The sequence below is a fragment of the Streptomyces graminofaciens genome (assembly GCF_030294945.1).
Taxonomy (GTDB): Bacteria; Actinomycetota; Actinomycetes; order Streptomycetales; family Streptomycetaceae; genus Streptomyces; species Streptomyces graminofaciens.
Window position 1 is genome coordinate 2,384,083 of the sequence record NZ_AP018448.1, and the last position, 20,739, is coordinate 2,404,821.

Genomic DNA, 20,739 nt, shown 5'->3' on the forward strand with positions numbered 1-20,739 from the left:
CCCGTCCAGGCGTGCAAAGGAGTCCCTCTTGTCACGCCGCCTCCCCCGCTCCCGGCGCGAGCGGGAGCCGCTTGCGGCTGTGGCCGCCGCCGGGCACCGGCATGTAGGAGATCCGCAGCCGGATCGAGACGGCAACGTCGTGCTCGCCGGGCGTGAGGGGTTCGTCGGTCTCGAAGGCCAGGACCGCGCGTTCGCCCATCTCCCAGCGGTCGTCGGTGACATGGGGCATCTCGTCGAAGGTGTAGGTCGTCCCGTGCACGATGAGGGTGGTGTGCTCCCTGGGCACAGCCCGGTCGTCGAGGACGAGATCGACGGCTTCGACCATGGACAGGAACAGTCCCCGGTAGTAGGGCATCCTGACGTCGAGTTCTCCGCCCGGGCGGCCGTCACGGCGGGCGCGGAAGCCGTCCTCACAGATGATGTACTTGTCGAACACGCTGTTTCTCCCTGCGGTGCGGTGGGCGGCGGTCAGGCGGTCTCGCCCAGCAGGCGGTCGAGCATGGACTGCTGCCTGCGCACCTGCTCGACGCTGTCGACGTCATAGGCGTCCTGGATGTGGCGGTTGCCCTCGTACTCACTGGAGAGACAGCCGGCGAAACCGCCCTCCACGAGGACCGGGACGATCTCCTCGTAGGGGATGCTGTACTCGCCGCCGTCGTCGGTCATCTCGTAGAACTTCGCCTGCACGTGCCCGATGAAGGGCATGTGCGCGAGCATCTCCTTGGGGTCGGTCCAGATGTAGTGGGTCGCCTGCCGGGCCAGGGCGAACTCGACCGGTCCGCCGCCGCGGTAGTTGACGATGTCCATCAGCGCGTGGGTGTCGCCCCGGTCGTCGTAGGTACGCACGATGAAGTCGACAAGTTCCGGCCGTGCCCCGTCGCGCAGCGCGCGGTCGCTCACCACGCGCGGAAAGCGGCGTACATGGATGCCCATGTCGGGCATCAGGCCGAGGACGTGCGCCCCGACCCGGTCCATGACCTCTAGGTGCTCGACGATCCACGGGTGCCGGTAGTGGAACGGAGCGTGGACTTCGAGGAGCAACTGGACGCCGTGCTCCTCGGCGTAGGGCGCGGCGGCTTCCATGACCTCGGGGGAGAAGTTGATCGTGGCCTTCACGATCGGGGCCCCCAGCCGGACGGCGATGTCGATGTCGCGTCGGACGGAAGACGTCTGCTCGTCGAGGGTGAGCCGACGGTCGGGGTGCAGCTTGGTGTCGAGGAAGGCGTTGGTGGCGACCGGGGTTGTTCCGTAGGCGCGCATCCAGTGGTGCCAGCGTGTGACGAACGCGTCCGTGAGCACGGGGTATCCCGGAATGGACTGCTCGGGGATGACCTCGATGCCGCGGGCTCCCATGTCCGCCACGGCGGCGACACAGTCCTCGACGGACATCGTGCGCAGGAAGTACTCCTCCTGGAAGGAGTAGAGGCTGACCCCGCGGCTGATGGCGTGCCGGCTGCCGGAGGTCGGTGTCGGGGGTGTCATGGAGCTGACCTCTCGTTCGTGGGTCCCGCAGGCAGTCTGCAACCTGCAAGAAGTAAATTCAATATTCTGGTTACGTTTGTGTGGCGTGAAATTCCGCCGCACAGGTGAACCAGCGCGCCCCGCGCTTCAGCAGGGACCGCACGAGGCCGCGGCCTCCAGCCTCATGCCCCGGACGACCGCGCCGCCCGGTCGATGTCTGGTCGATGTCTGCACGCATCGCCTCGTGACGCCCGTCCAGGTCCCAGAACGCCATCCCCACGGCCTGGGCGGCGAGGAGCTGCGGGATGCCGTAGAACATCACGCGGATCGCAGTGACCACGCCTCCGCTCTCCTCTCCGGGGCGGTACCCGGCCACGGCGAGTCCGTATGCGACCGCGGCCGAGCCGATGGCGGAGCCGACCTTGGTGGCGAAGGTGACACCCGACGACAGCAGTCCTTCGAACCGTGTACCGAACTGCCACTGCCGGTACTCAACGGTGTCCGCGACCATCGACACCATCGACACGGCGATCGCGAGCGTGGCGATGACGTAGAAGACCAGAAACACCGGGAAGGTGCCCTCGGCCGGGTACATCGCGACCAAGCGACGAAGCCGACCGCGACTCGATCTCAGTGCCGGTGATTGCCCAAGGCGCCTGCTCCCCGGCGTGCACGGCGCCGCGTCGCGGCACCTGTGAGGGACAGAGCACACCATGAGGCGCGTGGCGCACAAGACGAAGTAAATTCAAAATTCGCATTCTCGCCATTCGTCTCATGGATACCCACCCGGACGGCATTCTCATGCCCGACGGCGGGATCGGGAGGGGGACGAGCTCAGGTGCGTCGAGCTCCGCCGTGACCAGGGTGGCGGCGCAGACCCGGATGCCAATCGATGATGGTCGCCCGTGACCGGCCTCTCTCGGCCCGGCGCACGACGCGGAGCGGCTCGTCGCCTCATGTATCCCCCGCAAGCACGACGCTTCCGGGTGCACCCTGTTGCGAGGCGGGTCAGTTCGTCGCGTCCCCGCCCGGCCACGTCAGAAAGGCGATGCACATCAGGCCGAGGTCCTCCGTGATGGCTGCCAGTTCATGGTCTTCAGCCGCGTCCTGGGACACATCGAGAGCTAGTGTGCGTGCGAGCGTGGCATACGCCACCTGGAAACACGACACGACCGCGTGTTCGGGGTCGGAATGAGCGATCTCGTCACGGTGCCCCAGCAGTAGCTGACTGAACCGACCGACGAGGTCCATATAGGAAGCCTTGCCCGCCCGCGCCACCAACGGGTCGCTCACCGCCCGCTGCTGGAAGGCGCCCAGCACACGAGCGTTTCGGAGCAGCATCGTGGCGAGTCCACTGACCAGCTCACCAACGACCTGAACCAGGTTCTTGCCCTCGTAGCGTTCAGGGTCGGTGAGGCGGGCGTGCTCGCCGGCCATCTTCTCCAGGAAGCGTTCCTGCGCCGCTCGCAGGAGGTCGTCCTTGCCGTCGACACGGACGTAGATCGAGCCGGTGGAGACACCAGAACGACGGCTCACCTCCGTGAGGGCGAAGCCCGCGTACCCACGCTCGGCCAGCAGCTCCAACGACGAGTCGAGAACTCGGTCGAAGGACTTCTGGCTGCGCTCCTGCTTGGGAGCGCGGGCCACGGGCTGAGTCGAGCGTCGGGCTGAAGAGGTCACGCCATTCATCCTAGAGGGAGCGGACAAACAGGCGGCGGCCGTCGCCGGGTCACACACGGCCTCCCCGCTCCGGCCCCGCGGTCCGCCGCTGGGTGCGGAGGTGCGCCCCGCAGCGGAACGCGGCCTTCGTCTCCGGAGACCAGGGGGCCGACCACCTACCGCCGACGGGCCGTCGGTACGGCAGGCGCGAGGACCGCCACCCAGACGGTGAACACGAACGAAGAGAGTCAGACGAGACTCAGGGCGGCGCCCGAAGGGCTGACGCCAGCGGCGAAGTCGACGACCTGGCGCCCCAGTACGGCCAGTGTTTGTGCGGCAGCGGCGTCCACACAAGTGCCGTCGGGGGCGAACAGTCTCGCGCCGTTACCCGTGTTGAGCGTCACGCCGAGAGGCGTGGGCCAACCACGCATCGCGTGGACCACCGAGCGAAGGGCGGCCAGTGTAGTCCCGCAGGCCTGCCACCCGGCAGCGGTCACGACAAGCCCCACCGCACGTCCGTGGAAGTACACGCGCTGATCGTCTCTCAGGTCCTCGAGCAGGTCGAGGGCGTTCTTGACCAGTCCTGAGATTCCGCCGTGATACCCGGGAGAGCCGATGATCAGGCCGTCCGCCCGGCGCACGGCGTCGACGAACTCCCGCTGAGCGTCGGTCCGCCTGGGATCCTCCGGGGCGTACAGGGGCAGTCCGCCGAGAAACGCGCCGCCGAAGTGCAGCACTTCGGCTCCGCACGCCTCCGCCTCCCGCAATCCCTCGCGTACCGCCAACTCGCTGCTGGAGCCCGGCCGGGTGGTGCCACCGATGCCGACGATCAGTTGTCCGCTCAACCTGGCGGGGTGATCCTTCATCGCTCCTCCTCAAGGGCGGTGTGAGCAGCCGGCGCGGCGCGTCCCCGGCGATCGACTCCGTACCGGTCACCTCGATCGGTTCCGAGGGTCGACCATAAGAATAATCAGAATCGTGATACTGATTTTACCTCGACCCTTACCACTCGTCAACGCACACCGCCACTCGACCTGCGACCACGCGACCGAACCCGTCACGCGAGAAGCCGACGGGGGCGACGCGAGCATTGCCGGAACGAGTTCCCCATTGTAAGAATCAGAACTATGATTCGGAAAAATCCCGCGTCACCTCCCTCCCCGCATGATCCGAAGGCCGGAGCCCGATGAGCGCACTACGCTGGAGCTACATGGACCACTGGCGGGTGAACACGCCCCGCGGTCCCGTCACGCAGTACGCCTCACGGCGCCACATGGACGACTTCGTCAAACAGATCCGCTCGGTCGGGTTCGAGGGTCTGGACATGTTCGACTTCCAGGTCTTCGCCCTGAGCCAGATGTTCGGCTCGATCGAGAAGTACCAGGAGTACCTGCGGGAACACGGCATCGACAAGATCGTCAACCTCTTCCGCGGCATCATGTACGACCCACGCGTGGCCGACGCCCATGTCCGCGAGACCCACGACGAGATCGTCGGCAGCACACGCCGGATGCTGGGGATGTGGGAGGGCCTGAAGATCGAGAGTCTCATCGTCATGCCGGCCAGCCTCTACATCGACACCGCACCCGTCACCGACGACAAGATCAAGGCGGCGGCCGAGTGCTGGAACCGGGTGGGCGAGATGACCCTCACGGAGTACGGCGTGCGCACCACTTGTCACCACGAGTTCTTCTGCGCCATCCGTACCGAGGACGACATCCGCAAGTTCTACGAGTGGACGGACCCGCGCTACGTCAGCTTCTTCTGCGACACCGCCCAGCACTGCATCGCGGGCATCGACCCTGTGGCGCTCTTCGAGGAGCTGCATGACCGGTGCTCAGGCTTCCATTTCAAGGACACCCGTCAGGTCGACACGACAGGCGCCTACGACAACCGGCCCGACGCGGAACTGATGGCCCCGCAGACCGCGCAGTGGTTCCACGAGATGGGCACCGAGGGCGGTCTGGTCGACTTCCCGCGGCTGATGCGCGCGCTCAAGCGGCATGAATTCAGCGGCTGGATCACCGTCGAACACGACAAGGTCAACATCGGCGGCGACTACGCGGAGAGCACCGCGCTGGCCATGTGGTACGCCCAGAACGTCCTCTCGGAGATCTACTCATGACGGAGACCCCGGCCCCGGCTCTGCGCCGCGGTTACGCGATCAACCAGTGGAAGCCGAACTTCGACGACTTCACCCGGCGTGAACAGCACGAACGGGCACTGAAGGTCATCGCCGCGTGCGGGTTCACCGCCGTGGAGCTCCGCGCCGGTACGGGGCGGTGGAACCCGCTGGGCCGGCCGACCTCGATCGTGGCGAACTACGGTTCCACCGAGGCCTTCGTCGACCTCGCCCGTGCCATCGGCATCGAGACGGTCAGCAGTTGGTACTTCGACCCCGGCGAGCCGATCGACGAGGAGCTCACGCACGGACGGTCGGTACTGGAGCAGACCGACCATGCCGCGATCATCGAGTCGGTCAAACCGTTCGCCGACTTCCTCGCCGTGAGCGGTGGTTCCCGTCTCGTGGTCCGCGCGCTGCCCTCCGCCTGGAGCACAGGGCGTCTCTCCGAGGACACCATCGCCGTCGCGGGCGCCGCGTGGAACCGGATCGGGGCGTGCTCCGCGGAGTTCGGCGTCACGGTGTCGCTGCACGTCGACTGTCTGAGCGCCGCCGCTGACGACGAGACGTTGGACCGTCTCCTGGCCGCCACCGATCCGGGACTGGTGGGCCTGACCATCGACACCGCCGAGCTCACCCTGGCGGGACTCGATCCGGTCGCCGTCCTGGACCGGCACGCCGACCGTGTCGACCACGTGCACCTCAAGGACACGCGCTACCGCGACGAGGCTGGAGAACGGTTCGGCCCCCACGCGGAGGCGGCGATGCTCCAGGCCGGCGGCTCCCGCGAGATCGACCGCTGGTTCTACGAATGCGGCACCAGGGGCGGTCTCGTCGACTTCCCGGCGTTCGTCGGCCGCCTCCGTGACCACGGCTACACCGGCTGGCTGATCTTCGAAAGCGAGCAGAGCCCGAACCCCGCGGGCAGCGTCATGCTCAACGGCTGGTACGCCGAGCGGGTCCTCGGCTGCTGACCCTCCCGGTCCGCACCGACGGCCATACCCCTCTCCCCCGCACGCCCCGTACAACGGTGAAGGACGATGGACAATGGATCTCTCCGCCAATGTGGAACTGCTGTTCAAAGAAGCCGGCGACGACCACGCTGACCGCATCCGCGCAGCGGCGGACGCCGGCATCGGGATCGTCGAGATCTGGTCGCACAGCGACAAGGATCTGGTCGGCATCGAGAAGGCACTGAACGACACCGGTTCCCGCCTGTGGTCCATGCTGATCGAAGGACGAGCCGCGCTGGCGGACGCCTCGACCCACGAGGGCTTTCTGGAGCAGGTGCGCAGGGCGTCCGAGACCGCCCGGCGTCTGGGCTGCGAGCGGATCGTCACCGGCTCGGGCATCGGTTTTCCCTACGCCAAGCGGCAGAAGCAGCACGGCATCGTCGTCGAAGCGCTGAAGGCGGGCGCGGACATCGCCGCCGAGCAGGGCGTGGTGATCGTCCTGGAGAACCTCAACACCCGCGTCGACCACCCCGGCACCCTCTTCGACACCACCGCGGAATGCCTCCAGGCCATCCGCACGGTCGGTTCACCGGGGCTGGCGCTCCTCTTCGACCTGTACCACTCCCTGCAGACGGGAGAGGTCGCGGAGGAGGAACTCGCGGGCTCCATCGACCTGGTGTCGCACGTGCAGGTCGCGGACCTACCCGACCGTACGGAGCCCGGCACCGGGAGCATCGACTGGACGGACCGGCTGCGGGCGCTGCGCGGGCTCGGTTACAGCGGGCCGATCGGGTTGGAGTACGTCCCCACAACGGAGAGCCTCCGTTCCCTCGCCCACATCAGGGACGTGGCCGCGGCTCTCTGACAGACGCCGCCCCGACGGAGCGGCACACATCGCACGAACGGAGCCGGGCACCCGACAGGGCGTCCGGCTCCGTTGTCCTGTCCCCCGCAGACCGCAACCCGATGTGCCGCGCCCTTCGGAAGGGGAATGCGCAGGCGGCCCGGTCCTGTCGGGGAAACGGACAGGACCGGGCCGCCTGCGGAGAGCCGCGCGACCGTCTTCAGGATCCGCTGGAGAACGCGGCGTCGAACGCGGAGGCCGGCGGCTCGAAGGCCAGCCTGCGCACGAACTCCAGCGCCTCCGGTGCGCCCACCAGCCGGTCCATCCCCGCGTCCTCCCACTCGACCGACAACGGCCCGTCGTAGCCGATGGTGTTGAGCATGCGGAAGGACGCCTCCCACGGGACATCGCCGTGGCCGGTGGAGACGAAGTCCCACCCGCGCCGGTGATCTGCCCAGGGCAGGTGCGAACCCATGCGTCCGTTGCGCCCGTTGCCGACCTGGCGCTTAGCGTCCTTGCAGTCGACGTGGTAAATGCGGTCCCGGAAGTCCCACAGGAAGCCCACCGGGTCGAGGTCCTGCCAGACGAAATGGCTCGGGTCCCAGTTCAGCCCGAAGGCCCCCCGGTGACCGATGGCTTCCAGCGCGCGCACGGTAGTCCAGTAGTCGTACGCGATCTCCGACGGGTGCACCTCGTGGGCGAAGCGCACGCCGACCTCGTCGAAGACGTCGAGGATCGGGTTCCACCGGGCGGCGAAGTCGGCGTAACCGTCCTCGATCATGGACTCGGGCACCGGCGGGAACATCGCCACCGTCTTCCAGATCTTGGAGCCGGTGAAGCCGACGACGGTGCGCACACCCAGCCTCGCCGCCGCACGAGCCGTCAGTTTCATCTCCTCGGCGGCCCGCCGCCGGACGCCTTCCGGTTCGCCGTCGCCCCAGACACGGGCGTTGACCATGCCTCGATGCCGCTCGTCGATCGGATCGTCGCACACCGCCTGGCCGTTGAGGTGGTTCGAGATGGCCCACACGGACAGCCCGTGGCGCTCCAGCAGCGCCTTGCGCTCCTCGATGTACGAGTCGTCCTCCGCGGCGCGGAGCACGTCGAGGTGGTCGCCCCAGCAGGCGATCTCAAGACCGTCGTATCCCCAGCCGGAGGCCAGGGCGCAGACCTCCTCGAAGGGAAGGTCCGCCCATTGGCCGGTGAACAGGGTGATGGGTCGGGGCATGGTGGCGTCCTTGTCGCGGTCGGGCCCGGTGGTCACCGAGCGGGGGTGGGGTGGGGGGCACATCGGTCCTGAAGCAGGGCGGTCGCGGTGCGCTCCCAGGCCTCCTGCCGGACGGGGGCACAGCGTGAGCCGGGCCCGTCAGCGTGGGATCCGTGTCCAGCTGCCGTCGGCCGCGGCGCTGCGTTCCACGGCGTCGAGGACACGCTGGACCTGCAGTCCGTCGGCGAACGAGGGCACAGGATCCTCGTCGGCCGCGATGGCCTCGATCAGGTCGACGACCTGGTGGGTGAAGCCGTGCTCGTAGCCGAGACCGTGCCCGGCGGGCCACCACGCCGAGACGTAGGGGTGCTCCGGCTCGGTCACCAGGATGCGGCGGAACCCGGCGGTGGCCGCGGGCTCGGAGCCGTCGAAGAACTGCAGGACGTTCATGTCCTCGAAGTCGAAGGCGAGGCTGCCCAGCGAGCCGTTGATCTCGATGCGGAGCGCGTTCTTGCGGCCGAGGGCGAAACGCGTCGCCTCGAAGGTGGCGAGCGCGCCACCTTCGAGCCGACCGATGAAGACGGTGGCGTCGTCGACGGTGACCTCGCCGGTACCGTCGCCGCCGGTACCGGTCAGCGACCCGCCGGTGGCGGGCCCCGACGCCGTGGCGGGCAGGGGGCGCTCCCGGACGAACGTCTGCAGCAGGGCGCTCACCCCGGTCAGCTCCTCCCCCGTGATGTAACGCGTCAGGTCGACGATGTGCGCCCCGATGTCACCGAGCGCTCCCGACCCGGCCCTGTCCTTCTCCAGACGCCAGGACATGGGTACGTCGGGATCGGCCAGCCAGTCCTGGAGGTACTGGGCGCGGACGTGATGGATCCGGCCGATGCGGCCCTCGGCGATCATGCGGTGGGCCAGCACCACGGCCGGCACACGCCGGTAGGTGAAGCCGACCATCGAGCGGATACCCCGCGCCGCGGCGCGGGCCGCCGCCTCGGCCATCGCCTCCGCCTCGGCAACCGAGTTCGCCAACGGCTTCTCGCACAGCACGTGCTTACCCGCGTCCAGCGCCGCGACGGCGATCTCGGCGTGGGTGTCCCCCGGCGTGCAGATATCGACCAGGTCGATGTCGTCTCGCTCGATCATCCGGCGCCAGTCGGTCTCCGCGGCCGCCCACCCCAGCCGTCGCGCGGCCTGGGATGCGCGGTACGCGTCGCGGCCCACCAGGACCGCCCTCTCGGGCCGCAACGGCAGGTCGAAGAAGCGGGGCGCGGTACGCCACGCGTGGGAGTGGGCGTTACCCATGAAGGCATGTCCGACGATGCCGACCGTGAGCGTGGGACGGGCGGGCGGCGCGTCGGCGCGCCGCGGGTTCCCAGTGGTGCCGGCCCTCTCGTCACCGTTGTCGCGGGCGTTGTTGCTGCTCGACATCAGCGGGTCTCCTCAGCGGCGGTCGTGCGGGCGATGTGGCGGGCTCCGGCGACGGCCAGGGCCACGGAGGTCAGCGTCGGGTTGCAGGCGGTCGCCGTGGGGATGACGCCGTTGCCGGCGACGTACAGGCCGTCGACACCCCACACCCGGCTGTCCGGGTCGCAGACGGTTGTGCCGTCGTCATGCGTTCCCATGCGCACGGTGCCCTGGTAGTGGAGCGACGCGCCCGGTTCCAGGGTCCGCGGCTCGTCGTCGAGCGGTTCGCCCAGGGCTTCGGCGGCGCGGCGGACGGCGTCGCGGGCCGCCTCCAGCGAGGCGTGGTCCCGGTCGGTGAGGCGATAGCGGATCCGTGGTGCGGGCATCCCGTACTCGTCACGGTCCCGCTCGTCGAACTCCACACGGTCGGACTCCCGCAGTTCCTTGGCACAGAACCAGCCCAGCCCGACGATGGACCCCGGCGCCGGCCGGTCGGCGCCGGGGAGCGGCAACGGGGAGGTGTCCAGCTGCATCACCTGGCCGTGGAAGGGTTCCTTGTCGGTGAAAGGGACCCAGTTGACTCCGCTGTAGGGGACGACGCCGGGTTCGTCGCGGTCCGCCGGGACGGCCGGTTCGGATGAGGAAGGCGTGTCGCGCAGCCGTACGGCGAAAATGACCTGCGGCTGGTCGTTGAGATACCTGCCCAGGGCGGCCGGGCGAACCTGGGACGCCCAGAGCAGCTGCGGAGTGCGCAGGCTGTCCGCGGCGACGACGACACGGGCGGCCCGTATCTCGTGCTCGGTGCCGTCACGCAGGTCCCGGACCCGCAGGCCCTGTACACGCCCGTCTTCTACCAGCACCTTCACGGCCAGTGCCTCGGGGTGAAGGGTGTGGCGCGGGTTGGCACGCGAGACATCGCCGTACACGATGTCCGAGCCGGACCAGGTGACCCGGCCGTCCGGGTGCTTGCGCACGGCGAGAGGCATCGGCGCGACCTGCCGGTCCTGGGCCCGGCCGGAGTCGAAGGCGGCGCCGAGACGCTTTCGTACCTCGTCGGCCAGGGGCGCGTCGTCGAAGGCGTGGGCGGACACACCGAGCAGCCGCTCCGCCTCGGCCAGCAGGTCGTCGAGAGCGGGGAGAAAGGGGACTCTTTCGCTGCCGCCGGGGCGGGGGCACGCGGCGGTCCAGTGGGCTCCCATACCGCCGACGTTGCTCGACATCGCCGCCAGGGGCAGGCCGTCCTCGTCCTGCTGCCGGTAACCGGAGGGCAGCAGGAAGGTGCCCGGCCGGGCGAGTCTCCCGTCCGGTTCCCGATCGCCGGCAGGGGAGGCGGCGTGAGCGGGGGCGGGTCCCTCGGAACGGTATTGGCAGCTCTCGCGTTCGGCGGTGTCGGTGATGTTCCGGACGTGCGAACCCGGCGGATCGGCGAGCAGCGGTCCGGCCTCGAAGGTCGCGATCGACAGATCGGGACGCTGCTCGCTGAGGATCCGGACGTAGGCCGCACCGCAGGGGCCACTGCCGACGACAGCCACATCGACGTGCTGGGGAAAGGTCCTCGTCATCTCGCTGGTGGTGTCCTGTTCTTGTGCGCGGCGCGGGACCGCTGTCGAGACGGGGCAGGGCTGTCCCGAGGGCGCCAGCCCGGTGTCGGTGGGTCGAAGGTCAGGGCGTCAGGAGCGGCCGTTCGTGGTCACAGCCGCGACCGGGGAGTCGTCGACGGGACGATGCCGCGGTGGTACCCCTCAGCTCTTGATCCCGCCGGAGAAGCCGCGCATCAGTTGTCGTTGCGCGACGACGAAGAGGATGAGGACGGGCAGCAGTGCGACCAGGATCCCGGCGAAGACCAGGTTCCAGCGGGTCGCCACCGAGCCGACGAACTCGTAGATCGCCAACGGGAGCGGCACCTTGTCCGTGCCGGACAGGAAGATCAGCGGTGTGAAGAAGTCGTTCCAGACCAGGATTCCGCACAGTGTGGCCACCGTCGCGGTCACCGACCGCAGCTGCGGGAAGATGACACGCCAGAAGGTGCGGAAGGGTGTCGCCCCGTCGATCAGCGCCGCTTCCTCATAGTCCCGGGGCATGGCCCGGATGAACCCGGTGTAGAGGAACACCGCCATGGGGATCCACAGGCCGCCGTAGAGCAGGATGATCCCCACGTAGCTGCCGACCAGGCCCAGTGAGCGCATCATCGAGTACAGCGGGATCAGCCCGAGTTGGAAGGGCACGATGATGCCGACCACGAACAACAGGTAGAAGACCGCGCTCCAGCGCCCCGGCCGGCGGGCGATGGTGTAGGCGCACAGGGAGCCCACCACGATCAGCAGGGCGACGCTGCCACCGGTGATGATCACGCTGTTGAGCAGGGCGCGGCCGAGGTGGGCGGTGCTCCACGCCTCGGCGTAGTTGCCGATGTCGAGGCTGGTGGGCAGGTCGGTCGGGGCGCTGAAGATCTGGCTGTCCGGTTTCACCGACGTCATCAGCAGCAGGTAGAAGGGGAAGAGCCACACCAGCCCGGCGAGGATGAGCAGGATCTCGCGGGCGAGGGTGCGCCGGGTGTAGCGCTGAATGCCCGTGCTCATCGAATCCGCCTCTCGCGGGACCGCAGGACGAGAAGTTGAGTGACCGAAGCGACGGTTATCACGAGCGTGAGGATCAGGGCCAGCGCGGTGCCGTAGCCGAACCGGCCCAGGCTGAACGTCTGCTCGTACATGACCGTCGACAGCGTGGCCGTCTTGCCGACCGGGCCGCCCCCCGTGAGCGCGACGACCTGGTCGAAGATGCCGAGGGCCATGATGGTGGTCAGGGTGAGCGCGATGGTGGTGGCGGGGGCCAGCAGGGGCAGGGTGATGAGGCGGAAGCGGCGCCAGGCGCCCGCGCCGTCGACCGCGGCCGCCTCTGCCAGCTCGGCGGGGATGGACTGCAGACCGGTCAGAAAGATGATCATGGATAGTCCACTGAACTGCCAGACGACCACCACGGCCACCGCCCACTGGGCCCATGTGGGGTCGGCCAGCCAGCTCCGCTCCCAGGAGTCCAGCCCCACGGCGCCCAGCAGGCGGTTGAACGGTCCGTCGACCTGGAAGATGTAGCGCCAGATGTAGGCGGTGGCCAGCGGGCTGAGGACGGCGGGCGCGAAGAACACGGCACGCACGAGGTTGCGTGTCTTGATCGCCGAGTCGAGGGCGAGGGCGAGGGACAGGCCGAGGACGTTACCGGCGACCACGACGGTCACCGCGAGCACGAGCGTGTTGACCAGCGCCTGACGGGAGTCCTGGTTGTTGATGATCGCCGTGAAGTTGTCCAGGCCCACGATGTTGTAGACCGAGCTGAGCCCGTTCCAGTCGGTGAACGCGTAGTTGGCCCCGAGGACCGTGGGAACGTATCGCGCGGTCAGCAGGAGAAGCAGTCCTGGCACCAGCCAGGTCAGCGGTGCCGTCGCGCGGCGCCGCGGGCGGCGCCGCGGGCGGCGCCGCAGTGGGCGTTCGGTCTTGGCGGCCGGTGGCGCGTCGAGGGTTGTGGTCACGGGATCTCCCTGCGGGATCGGGGCCAGGGCGAACGGACATGCCCCTGGAGGGGCGCCCGGTGGTGGAGGAAACGGGTGCCGGCGGACGGGTTCGTCCGCCGGCACCGGTCTCATGAGTTCTGCCAGGCGGCGTCCATGGCCTTCAGGACGTCCTCGGGACTCTGCTGGCCAGTGAGCAGTCCCTGCACGCCCTTGCCCAGTTCGCTGTAGACCTCGGGGTTGGGCCATGGCAGCTGGATCAGCGGGAAGATGTGCTTCTCGTCGGCCAGGAGGCCGGACAGCCCGTCCAGCGCCGGGTCGTCCAGCGTTCCCTTCAGCGGCAGGTTACCCGTGACCTGGGCGTAGACCTTGTCGCCGCCGCCAGTGCTGACGTACTTCAGGAACGTGGTGGCGGCGCCGTTCTTGGCGCCCTTGGCCGAGATGGCCAGTGCGTCGGACTGGGAGGAGTAGAGGTTGGTCCCTTCGGCGGTGACGCCGGGCAGCGGGTGTGCCTCCAGCTTCAGGTCCGGCGAGATGCCGCGCAGGGCGCCGAACGCGCCGGTGGGGATGATGAAGGAAAGGGCCTTGCCCTCCACGAGGGCCGGGGCGGCCTGAGGGATGTCCGCCGCCTCGGCGCCCTTCTGGAAGCACCCGGCCTTCTTCATGTCAACGATCGCCTGGGTGGTCCTCTGCCAGCCCTTGCTACCGGCGAACGAGGTCTTGCCCTGGGTACGCTCGGAATTGAAGTGCGGCTCGTCGGCGAGCACGTAGTTGGCGGCGAGGGCGGAGGCCATCAGGCCGGCGTTCTCCGTGCTGGCACCGGCCAGGGTGAGCATGGTCTTGCCCTGCTTCTTCGCCGTCTCGCAGGCGGCCATGAGTTCGTCCATCGTTCTGGGGATCTCGATGCCGCTCTCCTTGAGAGCCGCGCCGTTGTACACCTGGGCAACGACGACCCGGTCGAAGGGGACACCCCACAGGCGGCCGTCCTTGTAGAAGAGCTCGCGAGCGTTGTCGTCCACCAGCCCCTTGGTCCAGGACTGCCGGGTCAGGTCGGCGGTGAGTCCGGCATCGGCCAGGTTGAGCAGGGAGGTCAGCCCTCCGCCGCCGGGCGCGGCGTAGAAGACGTCGGGCTGGTTGCCACCGCGGAGCCGGGTGCGCAGGGAGTTGGCGTAGGTGGTACCGATTGGCAGGTACTCCGCCTTCACCTTGATGTCGGGGTTCTTCTTCTCAAAGGAGGAGATGACCTCCGCCAGGGGCTCGGGCTTGTTCCCGCTGGCCTGGGCTATGAGCGTGACGGTGCCGCTGTCGGCGGGCGCGGCCGCGGCCGCCACGGAGGCGGCCTGGTCCTTGGTGCCACCTCCGCCCCCACAGCCGGACAGCATCAGTGCTCCGGCCGCCGCGAGCGCGACGGCGATGGTCGGACGGGAAGCTGGTCTCATTGGTGCTGCCTTTCGGATGGGCGGCCCGGCCCCGGCGGGAGGGCGGTGCGGATGGACGAAGAGGCGTGCCCTGCTGTCAGGGCGCGGTGGGGCATCGGCGGGGTTCGGCGTGGGGGCCACCGTGGTGTGCAGGTGCGGTTGTCGCGGAAGAACCGTTGTGGACGGCTGCGTCCGGATGGCGTGGCATCGGCGGTACGACGTGGTCGCACCGGACGGTGAGGGGGATCGGCGCGGAGGTCAGCGGGCCGGGCGCCTGTCCAGCGGTGCGTGGGACGGACACGGAAGCCGTTCAGCCCCGGACTCGGCGGGTAACGCACCGGGTTCGGTTTTCGCCGCTGGCGTGTGCCGACTGAACGGTGTCACATCGGCGGCAGCGAACCGACGCCTGGCCGAGAGCATCTGATATGGAATGGGATCAGCCATTTCAGCTCCTCTGCCGTAAGTGACCCGCCCTGGCGTGTGCATCACGTTACGGGCGAGTGTGCGCGCCATGACGAACAAATTCAAGATTCTGATTATAAAAATGAGAGTGTGGCGTGGGTCACATCTTGAGTGCCCGATGCTGTGCCTGTGAGGCCTTGTCAAGGCTCGCGGTGTCTCAGGGCGGGCGGTCGGCCCGCTGCACCCACGACCTGTGTCCGCGCGCCTCGAAGACGACGCCGCCTCGCAACCCAGGAACCGGCCCTCTCACTGACAGCCGTGCGGGTGCGCGCGTCGGTGGTCGGCCTGCGCGGTCGGGTTCCCTGGACCCCACGCGAGCCTGTCGAGACGGCAGAGGCCAGAGGTCACCGGAACAGCTTCGCCGTCCCGTACCTGGTTCGCCGACGATCGCTCAGCCGGGCGCGGCACGCGCAGTGCCCCGGTGGGACGCCGGAAGTGACCTTACGGGGGCGGGGCAAACGCCCGGAGCAACGAACTCCGGTCCGTCGATCGGGCCGTCGCCGCTCGGTGGGACACGATCAGCACATGCTCAGGCCGTGTCGTGGGACGGGGGGACCGCTGTAGAGGGGGCTGGATCCGCTCGTGCGGCGCGGGGCAGGGCCAGGCCGCAGACGCCGGCGAGGAGAACCGCCCCGGCGGCGACCAGCAGAGCGAGGCCGAAGCCCTGGGTCGTGGACGCGTCCGCGGACGTACTCCCCTCGGCCGTGAGGGCGGCCGTACGAGTGGTCGCCAGCGTGACCAGGGCGGCCAGGCCCACCGCGCCGCCGAGTTGCTTGGACGTGTTGAGCAGCCCGGAGGCGAGCCCCGCCCGGTCGGCCCCCGCGACCGCCGTGAGTGTCAGCGGCAGGCCCGCCATGCCGAGCCCTGTCATGCAGAGGAACAGCGGAGCCGCGACGTGCCCCGTGTAGCCGCCGTCCGGGGGCAGCCCGGACAGCCAGGCCAGCGCCACGGCGGTCAGCAGAGATCCGGTCAGGAACAGCAGGCGAGGTCCCAGGACGGCGATCAGCCGGGACGCGGCCGCCGCGCCGAGCGCGACTCCCACGGCACCGGGCAGCATGGCCACACCGGCCCGCAGGGGAGTCATGTCCAGCACGTACTGCAGGTGCAGGGACACGAAGAACATGGTCGCCGGCATCACACCGCTGGTGAGGAGCGCCAGGGTGTTGGCCGTCATCAGCGGACGGACGCGGAACACCGCCGGGGGGACGAGAGGATGCTTCGCACGCCTTTCCCAGAGCAGGAAGCCGGTCAGCAGCATCGCCGCGGCTCCCAGGAGAAGGAGTGGGTACACCGAGGTCCAGCCGTGGCCCTCCGACATCACGATCGCCGCCACCAAGGCGGACGTTCCGAGAGTCACCATGAGCGAGCCGGGCAGGTCCAACCGCCCTCGCAGCACGCTGCGCGCCGATCCGTGCAGTGCTCCGGCGGCAGCGAGCGACAGCACCGTTCCCAGAGGCACGTTGACGAACAGCACCCAGCGCCATCCGAGGAGCCCCGTGAGCAGGCCGCCGAAGACACCGCCAAGCGCGCCGCCCGCCCCTGCGGCGGCCGTCAGCACCGCCAGTGCCCGGGCTCTGGCACGCGGTCGGGGAAAGGTCGTCGTCAGCACGGTCAGCGTCGTGGGGACGAGCAGCGCTCCGCCCAGGCCCTGGACGAAACGCGCCGCCACCAGCTGCCAGCCCTCCTGGGCCAGGCCGCCCGCCAGGCTGGCAGCCGTGAACAGCGTCAACCCGGCGAGGAACACGCGCCTGGTTCCCAGGAGGTCGGCTGCACGCCCGCCGAGCAGCAGGAATCCGGCGAAGGTCAGGGCGTAGCCGTTGACCACCCACTGCAGCCCAGCGGGTGAGAGCCCGAGGCTCTCACGCATCGAGGGCAGTGCGACATTGACGATCGAGACGTCCAGTACGCAGATGAACTGGGCCGCGCACGCGATCAGCAGGATCACCCCGGGGCGTCCGCGGGCCACCGCGTCGGGGGCGTGGTCGTCGGTGTGCTCCAAGCGGGCGGTCACAGATCGACCGCCATCCGGTCCGGGAGGTCCGTCGACGACCTGCCCACAAGGATCTCGTGCCGGCCGGGGGCGACGGACCACTGTGCGGAGGCGGTGTCCCACCGGGCAAAGGCCCGCTCCTCCAGAGCCACCATGACCTCGGCGGTCTCCCCCGGCCCTGTCCTGACACCGGCGAACCCGGCCAGGCGGATGTCGGGCTCACCCGGCCCACGCACATAGACCTGCACGACGTCACGCCCGGTCCGCGGCCCGGTGTTGGTGACCGGGACCTTGACCTCGAACCGCCGCTCGGGCGCGTTCCCGGTCACCGCCAGGCGGGCGCTGCCGTACCGCCACCGCGTGTAGCCCATGCCGGAGCCGAACGCGAAGCGGGCGGGGAGTCCAGCACGCCACAGGTGACGGTAGCCGGTCGGTTCGGCCGCCGTGTAGTCCAGGGCCAGGTCGGCGTCCAGACGCTCCCCCCAGGTCGAGCGGTCCTCGTCCCGCCGGGGCACGGTCACGGGCAGCCGCCCGCCCGGTTCGAGGTCGCCCGCCAGGACGGAGGCCAGCGCGCTACCGAACTCCTGTCCGGGCAGCCAGGCGTAGAGCACGGCGGCGACGTCGTCGGCCCAGGGCATGTCGACCGGCCGGCCCGCGTTGAGGACCACGACAGTGCGGGGATTGACCTCGGCGACCCTGCGGATCAGCTGCTCCTGCTCGGCTGGGAGCGCCGACCCGTCGAGATCGCGGCTCTCGCGAGAGGTCTCCAGGGTGTCTCCGACGACCAGCACGGTCACGTCGGCCGACGACGCGGCCGAGACCGCGCGTTCCAGCGCGTTCCGCGGCTGCGGCGGCAGGCATCCGACGGTCAGCGCCTGCACCCGGGCCCCCGGGGAGTCCATCCGCACCACGACCGTGACGGGAACACCGGCGGTGAGGTACGCCTCTCCCCCCGTCATCTCGGCACGGGCGACCTGGCCCATGATGTCGCCCGGGGCGGGCGCCGCACGGCGTGCGATCTCCTCGCCGTCGATCGTGAGCACGGTCTCCCCCGACCCTCCGGCCGCGAAGACGTGCCGGCCCGTGCTCTCGGGGACAAAGACGGTGGTGAGCCGCAGATAACCGGCTTCCGCCGTGGCGCCCACCCCAGGTATCGAGCCGAACCAGACGAAGCTGCTGTCGGTCCGTACCTCGCTGTGTACGGGATCGGGTCCGGCGGCCGTCCGGCCGTACTCCAGCAGGACTCCCGGATGGCCGTCCGGCGTGGTGATCCGGTAGCCGCCGAGCGGCTCGGGCCGCGTCTGGGGAACGCCCGGCTCGTGCACGACGTCGCAGAACGGGCCGAATCTCTCCCGCACCGCCTCCCACGGTGTGACGGCGCGGCCGGCCGGGCGGACCCGCCCGAAGGTCGCGCCCTGGTAGCAGGGTTTTTGCGCGTTCGGACCGAGCATGGCCAGGCGGCGCAGCTCCCGGGGGCGCAGGGGCAGTGCCTCGGCGTCGTCGCGCAGCAGCGTGAACGAAGCGGCGGCAGCGGCAACGAGCACCGAGGAGGCGTCGGCCGCGCTCACATGCCCGGCGGGCTCCGACGGACGGGGGCCGGAGCCGGTCAGGGCGCCGACCCTGCGGGCGAGCCGGAGCAGACGCAGGACCGCGTCGTCCACGTGGCGCTGAGGCACCTCACCCGCGGCCACCGCGTCCGCGAGGCGTTCGCCGAAGTGGATCGCCGGGCCCGGCATTTCCAGGTCTAGACGGGCGTGAGCCGGTGCCAGGGTCTCACCGAGAGCGAAGTAGTCCGAGACGACCAGTCCGTCCCAGCCCCACTCGTCCTTGAGGATCGCGATCAGGTCGGCATGGGCGGTGCACGGAACGCCGTTGAGGCGGTTGTAGGCGGCCATCACCATCCACGCGCCGGCCCCGAGCACCATTTCGAACGGCCGCAGGTACACCTCGCGCAGTGTCACCTCGTCGACCGTGACACTCATACGCTGCCGTTCGGTCTCGGTGTCGTTGCAGACCAGGTGCTTGGGGCAGGACGCGACGCCCTGGCTCTGCAGCCCCGCCACGAACGCGCTGCCGAGCACTCCCGTGAGCAACGGGTCCTCCGAGAGCATCTCGAAGGTGCGGCCCGACTGTCCGGTGCGGGCGAGGTTGAGGTTCGGTGCGTAGACCGCGGCGAAGCCCCGTCGCAGCGCCTCGGACCCCTGGGCCAGCGCCACCGAGTGGACGATCTCGGGGTCCCAGGTCGCACCGAGCGCGGTACCGCACGGCAGCAGCAGCGAAGTCTCACGTTCGTCGAAGGTCGGAGAGACCAGGCCGAGCGGGCCGTCTCCCATGAGCAGCGCGGGCAGCCCGGCCTCCGGGGCGGGCAGCGTGCTCCAGCCGGTGGCACCGGCTGTCAGCACGGCACGCTGCCGAGGGTCGAGCCGGGTCAGCAGACCGGGCAGGTCCTCGCCGGCTCCGTTCGGATTGCTGTGGGCGGAATCAGTCTGAAGCCCGTCCGGCTCCTCGATGTGCGCGGCGGTCACCGCGTCCGGGTCCGCCTCCCGGGGGTGGCTGTTCCGGCTCACCGGGACCGGAACCTCGGCATGACCTCGGTGGCGAAGAGCTCCAGCGAGCGCTTGCCCCATTCCGTACGCTCCGGCGTCAGCGTTCCACCAAGGAAAGCACCAAGAATGTTGCCGATGCCCACGTCGGCGACTTCGCGGAGATGTTCCGCGACCGTCTCAGGGCTGCCCCACAGGCACCAGGTGCGCTGCCAGCCGGGGTTGCGGGCATCGTGGACCGGGCCGAGTTCGACCCCGCTGAGCCTCTCGGCGGCCTTGTTGGCGGTGTGCTCGCGTTCGACCGCCGTCTGGTACAGGTCGATGATCTGCTGGAACTCCTCCTCCGCCTGCTCGTCGGTCGGTGCGACGTGGATGTGCTGGTAAGTGTGCGTGGTCCAGCTCAGCGCGTGGTCCACCAGCTCCTGCGGATGCCCGGCTGCTTCCAGCGCCTCCCGGTAGGCGGCGAAGTACGTGCGGAGGTGTGTGAGCGGGGCTCCGTCGTCGAGCACAGGCGGAGTGAAGGCGGGGATGAAGGCGGGCTGTGCGAGGCTTGCGGCGCGCTGCGTGCTGGAGGGGCGCAGCGCCACCGACATGAGCTGCGGTCCCTGCGGGGAGTACGCGGCGGGCACGATGCGCGAGACGACGGAACCCCTGTAGTGCCCGTTGTCGAAGACGACCGGGTCATCGTCCGTCTTCTTGTCCCACAGCCGCTGCACGATCTCGAGGTTGGAGACCGAGAGCCGCGGTGTGTCCTTGTAGTTGATGCCCAGCCCGATCATCTCCTCGGGCGTGGTGCCGCTACCGATTCCGACGAGGATCTTGCCGTCGGTGAGCTGGTCGAGCAGGTTCAGGCGCTCGGCGAAGCGGACGGGGTGGTGCAGCGGAATGGTCTGCACCGAGAAGCCGAAGTGCAGCCGGGGCAGTTTGGCCGCCAGGTGGGCCGCGAACATCATCGGGTCGCTGGCCGGCGGTGCATACCCCGTGAAGTGGTGATCCGGCAGGAACACCGCGTCGAACCCGAGTCGCTCGACGTCGACGGCGTGCTGGACCATCGCGTTCATGACGGCGCGGTCCTCGTGCGGACCTGCCGACCGGCTGGTGAGAAACGCGGAAAAGCGCACGGAGGCCTCCTGGCGCCCCGGCGAACCGGGGACGCGGCGATTGTCGGGGC

The 20,739-nt window shown here is 69.4% G+C and carries 17 protein-coding genes; 3 read left to right on the forward strand and 14 right to left on the reverse strand.

The annotated features are described in order from the left end of the window. Positions 1 to 31 precede the first annotated feature (31 nt). The 5 genes from SGFS_RS10445 to SGFS_RS10465 all read right to left on the reverse strand — a co-directional run bounded on the left by SGFS_RS10445 (position 32) and on the right by SGFS_RS10465 (position 3,986). Positions 32 to 436 carry a C-glycoside deglycosidase beta subunit domain-containing protein gene (locus tag SGFS_RS10445; RefSeq protein WP_286249525.1) on the reverse strand — a complete coding sequence of 135 codons (405 nt, stop codon included), beginning with the start codon at positions 434 to 436 and terminating at the stop codon, positions 32 to 34. A gap of 32 nt (positions 437 to 468) precedes the next feature. Next, positions 469 to 1,482 carry a sugar phosphate isomerase/epimerase family protein gene (locus SGFS_RS10450; protein WP_286249526.1) on the reverse strand — a complete coding sequence of 338 codons (1,014 nt, stop codon included), beginning with the start codon at positions 1,480 to 1,482 and terminating at the stop codon, positions 469 to 471. A 70-nt stretch (positions 1,483 to 1,552) separates the two neighbouring features. Further along, positions 1,553 to 2,056, reverse strand: coding sequence for an MFS transporter (locus SGFS_RS10455; RefSeq protein WP_286259881.1), 504 nt, complete (start codon positions 2,054 to 2,056; stop codon positions 1,553 to 1,555). A 413-nt stretch (positions 2,057 to 2,469) separates the two neighbouring features. Next, a complete protein-coding gene (locus tag SGFS_RS10460) occupies positions 2,470 to 3,141 on the reverse strand; it encodes a TetR/AcrR family transcriptional regulator (RefSeq protein ID WP_286249527.1) in 672 nt (223 codons plus the stop codon). A 227-nt stretch (positions 3,142 to 3,368) separates the two neighbouring features. Next, a complete protein-coding gene (locus SGFS_RS10465; RefSeq protein WP_286249528.1) occupies positions 3,369 to 3,986 on the reverse strand; it encodes an NADPH-dependent FMN reductase in 618 nt (205 codons plus the stop codon). A 320-nt stretch (positions 3,987 to 4,306) separates the two neighbouring features. On the opposite strand from SGFS_RS10465, the gene SGFS_RS10470 reads away from it, so the two are divergent. From SGFS_RS10470 to SGFS_RS10480, 3 genes are all read left to right on the forward strand, one after another. Continuing rightward, positions 4,307 to 5,245: a sugar phosphate isomerase/epimerase family protein gene (locus SGFS_RS10470; protein ID WP_286249529.1), complete on the forward strand. Its 939-nt coding sequence runs from the start codon at positions 4,307 to 4,309 to the stop codon at positions 5,243 to 5,245. Next, positions 5,242 to 6,216, forward strand: coding sequence for a sugar phosphate isomerase/epimerase family protein (locus SGFS_RS10475; protein WP_286249530.1), 975 nt, complete (start codon positions 5,242 to 5,244; stop codon positions 6,214 to 6,216). The genes SGFS_RS10470 and SGFS_RS10475 overlap by 4 nt, the downstream gene beginning before the upstream one ends. A gap of 73 nt (positions 6,217 to 6,289) precedes the next feature. Continuing rightward, positions 6,290 to 7,060 (forward strand): TIM barrel protein, encoded by a 771-nt coding sequence (locus SGFS_RS10480; RefSeq protein WP_286249531.1) that lies wholly within the window; start codon positions 6,290 to 6,292, stop codon positions 7,058 to 7,060. Between the two features lie 199 nt (positions 7,061 to 7,259). Here SGFS_RS10480 and SGFS_RS10485 read toward each other — a convergent pair whose 3' ends face one another. From SGFS_RS10485 to SGFS_RS10525, 9 genes are all read right to left on the reverse strand, one after another. Continuing rightward, complete coding sequence (locus SGFS_RS10485) at positions 7,260 to 8,267, reverse strand: sugar phosphate isomerase/epimerase family protein (RefSeq protein WP_286249532.1); 1,008 nt, start codon at positions 8,265 to 8,267, stop codon at positions 7,260 to 7,262. A 138-nt stretch (positions 8,268 to 8,405) separates the two neighbouring features. Further along, positions 8,406 to 9,677 carry a Gfo/Idh/MocA family protein gene (locus SGFS_RS10490; RefSeq protein WP_286249533.1) on the reverse strand — a complete coding sequence of 424 codons (1,272 nt, stop codon included), beginning with the start codon at positions 9,675 to 9,677 and terminating at the stop codon, positions 8,406 to 8,408. After that, a complete protein-coding gene (locus SGFS_RS10495) occupies positions 9,677 to 11,215 on the reverse strand; it encodes a GMC oxidoreductase (RefSeq protein ID WP_286249534.1) in 1,539 nt (512 codons plus the stop codon). The genes SGFS_RS10490 and SGFS_RS10495 overlap by 1 nt, the downstream gene beginning before the upstream one ends. A 180-nt stretch (positions 11,216 to 11,395) precedes the next feature. Further along, positions 11,396 to 12,232, reverse strand: coding sequence for a carbohydrate ABC transporter permease (locus tag SGFS_RS10500; protein WP_286249535.1), 837 nt, complete (start codon positions 12,230 to 12,232; stop codon positions 11,396 to 11,398). After that, positions 12,229 to 13,176 carry a carbohydrate ABC transporter permease gene (locus SGFS_RS10505; protein WP_286249536.1) on the reverse strand — a complete coding sequence of 316 codons (948 nt, stop codon included), beginning with the start codon at positions 13,174 to 13,176 and terminating at the stop codon, positions 12,229 to 12,231. Before SGFS_RS10505 ends, SGFS_RS10500 begins: the two co-directional genes overlap by 4 nt. A gap of 110 nt (positions 13,177 to 13,286) precedes the next feature. Continuing rightward, the gene (locus tag SGFS_RS10510; protein WP_286249537.1) at positions 13,287 to 14,594 is read right to left on the reverse strand and encodes an ABC transporter substrate-binding protein; all 1,308 of its coding nucleotides are present in this window, start codon (positions 14,592 to 14,594) and stop codon (positions 13,287 to 13,289) included. Positions 14,595 to 15,564: 970 nt separating this feature from the next. Next, positions 15,565 to 17,046 carry an MFS transporter gene (locus tag SGFS_RS10515; protein ID WP_286249538.1) on the reverse strand — a complete coding sequence of 494 codons (1,482 nt, stop codon included), beginning with the start codon at positions 17,044 to 17,046 and terminating at the stop codon, positions 15,565 to 15,567. After that, on the reverse strand, positions 17,043 to 19,592 hold the full coding sequence (locus SGFS_RS10520) for a glycoside hydrolase family 3 protein (RefSeq protein ID WP_286249539.1): 2,550 nt from the start codon (positions 19,590 to 19,592) through the stop codon (positions 17,043 to 17,045). Before SGFS_RS10520 ends, SGFS_RS10515 begins: the two co-directional genes overlap by 4 nt. Then, the gene (locus SGFS_RS10525; protein WP_286249540.1) at positions 19,589 to 20,689 is read right to left on the reverse strand and encodes an LLM class flavin-dependent oxidoreductase; all 1,101 of its coding nucleotides are present in this window, start codon (positions 20,687 to 20,689) and stop codon (positions 19,589 to 19,591) included. Before SGFS_RS10525 ends, SGFS_RS10520 begins: the two co-directional genes overlap by 4 nt. Positions 20,690 to 20,739: the final 50 nt, after the last annotated feature.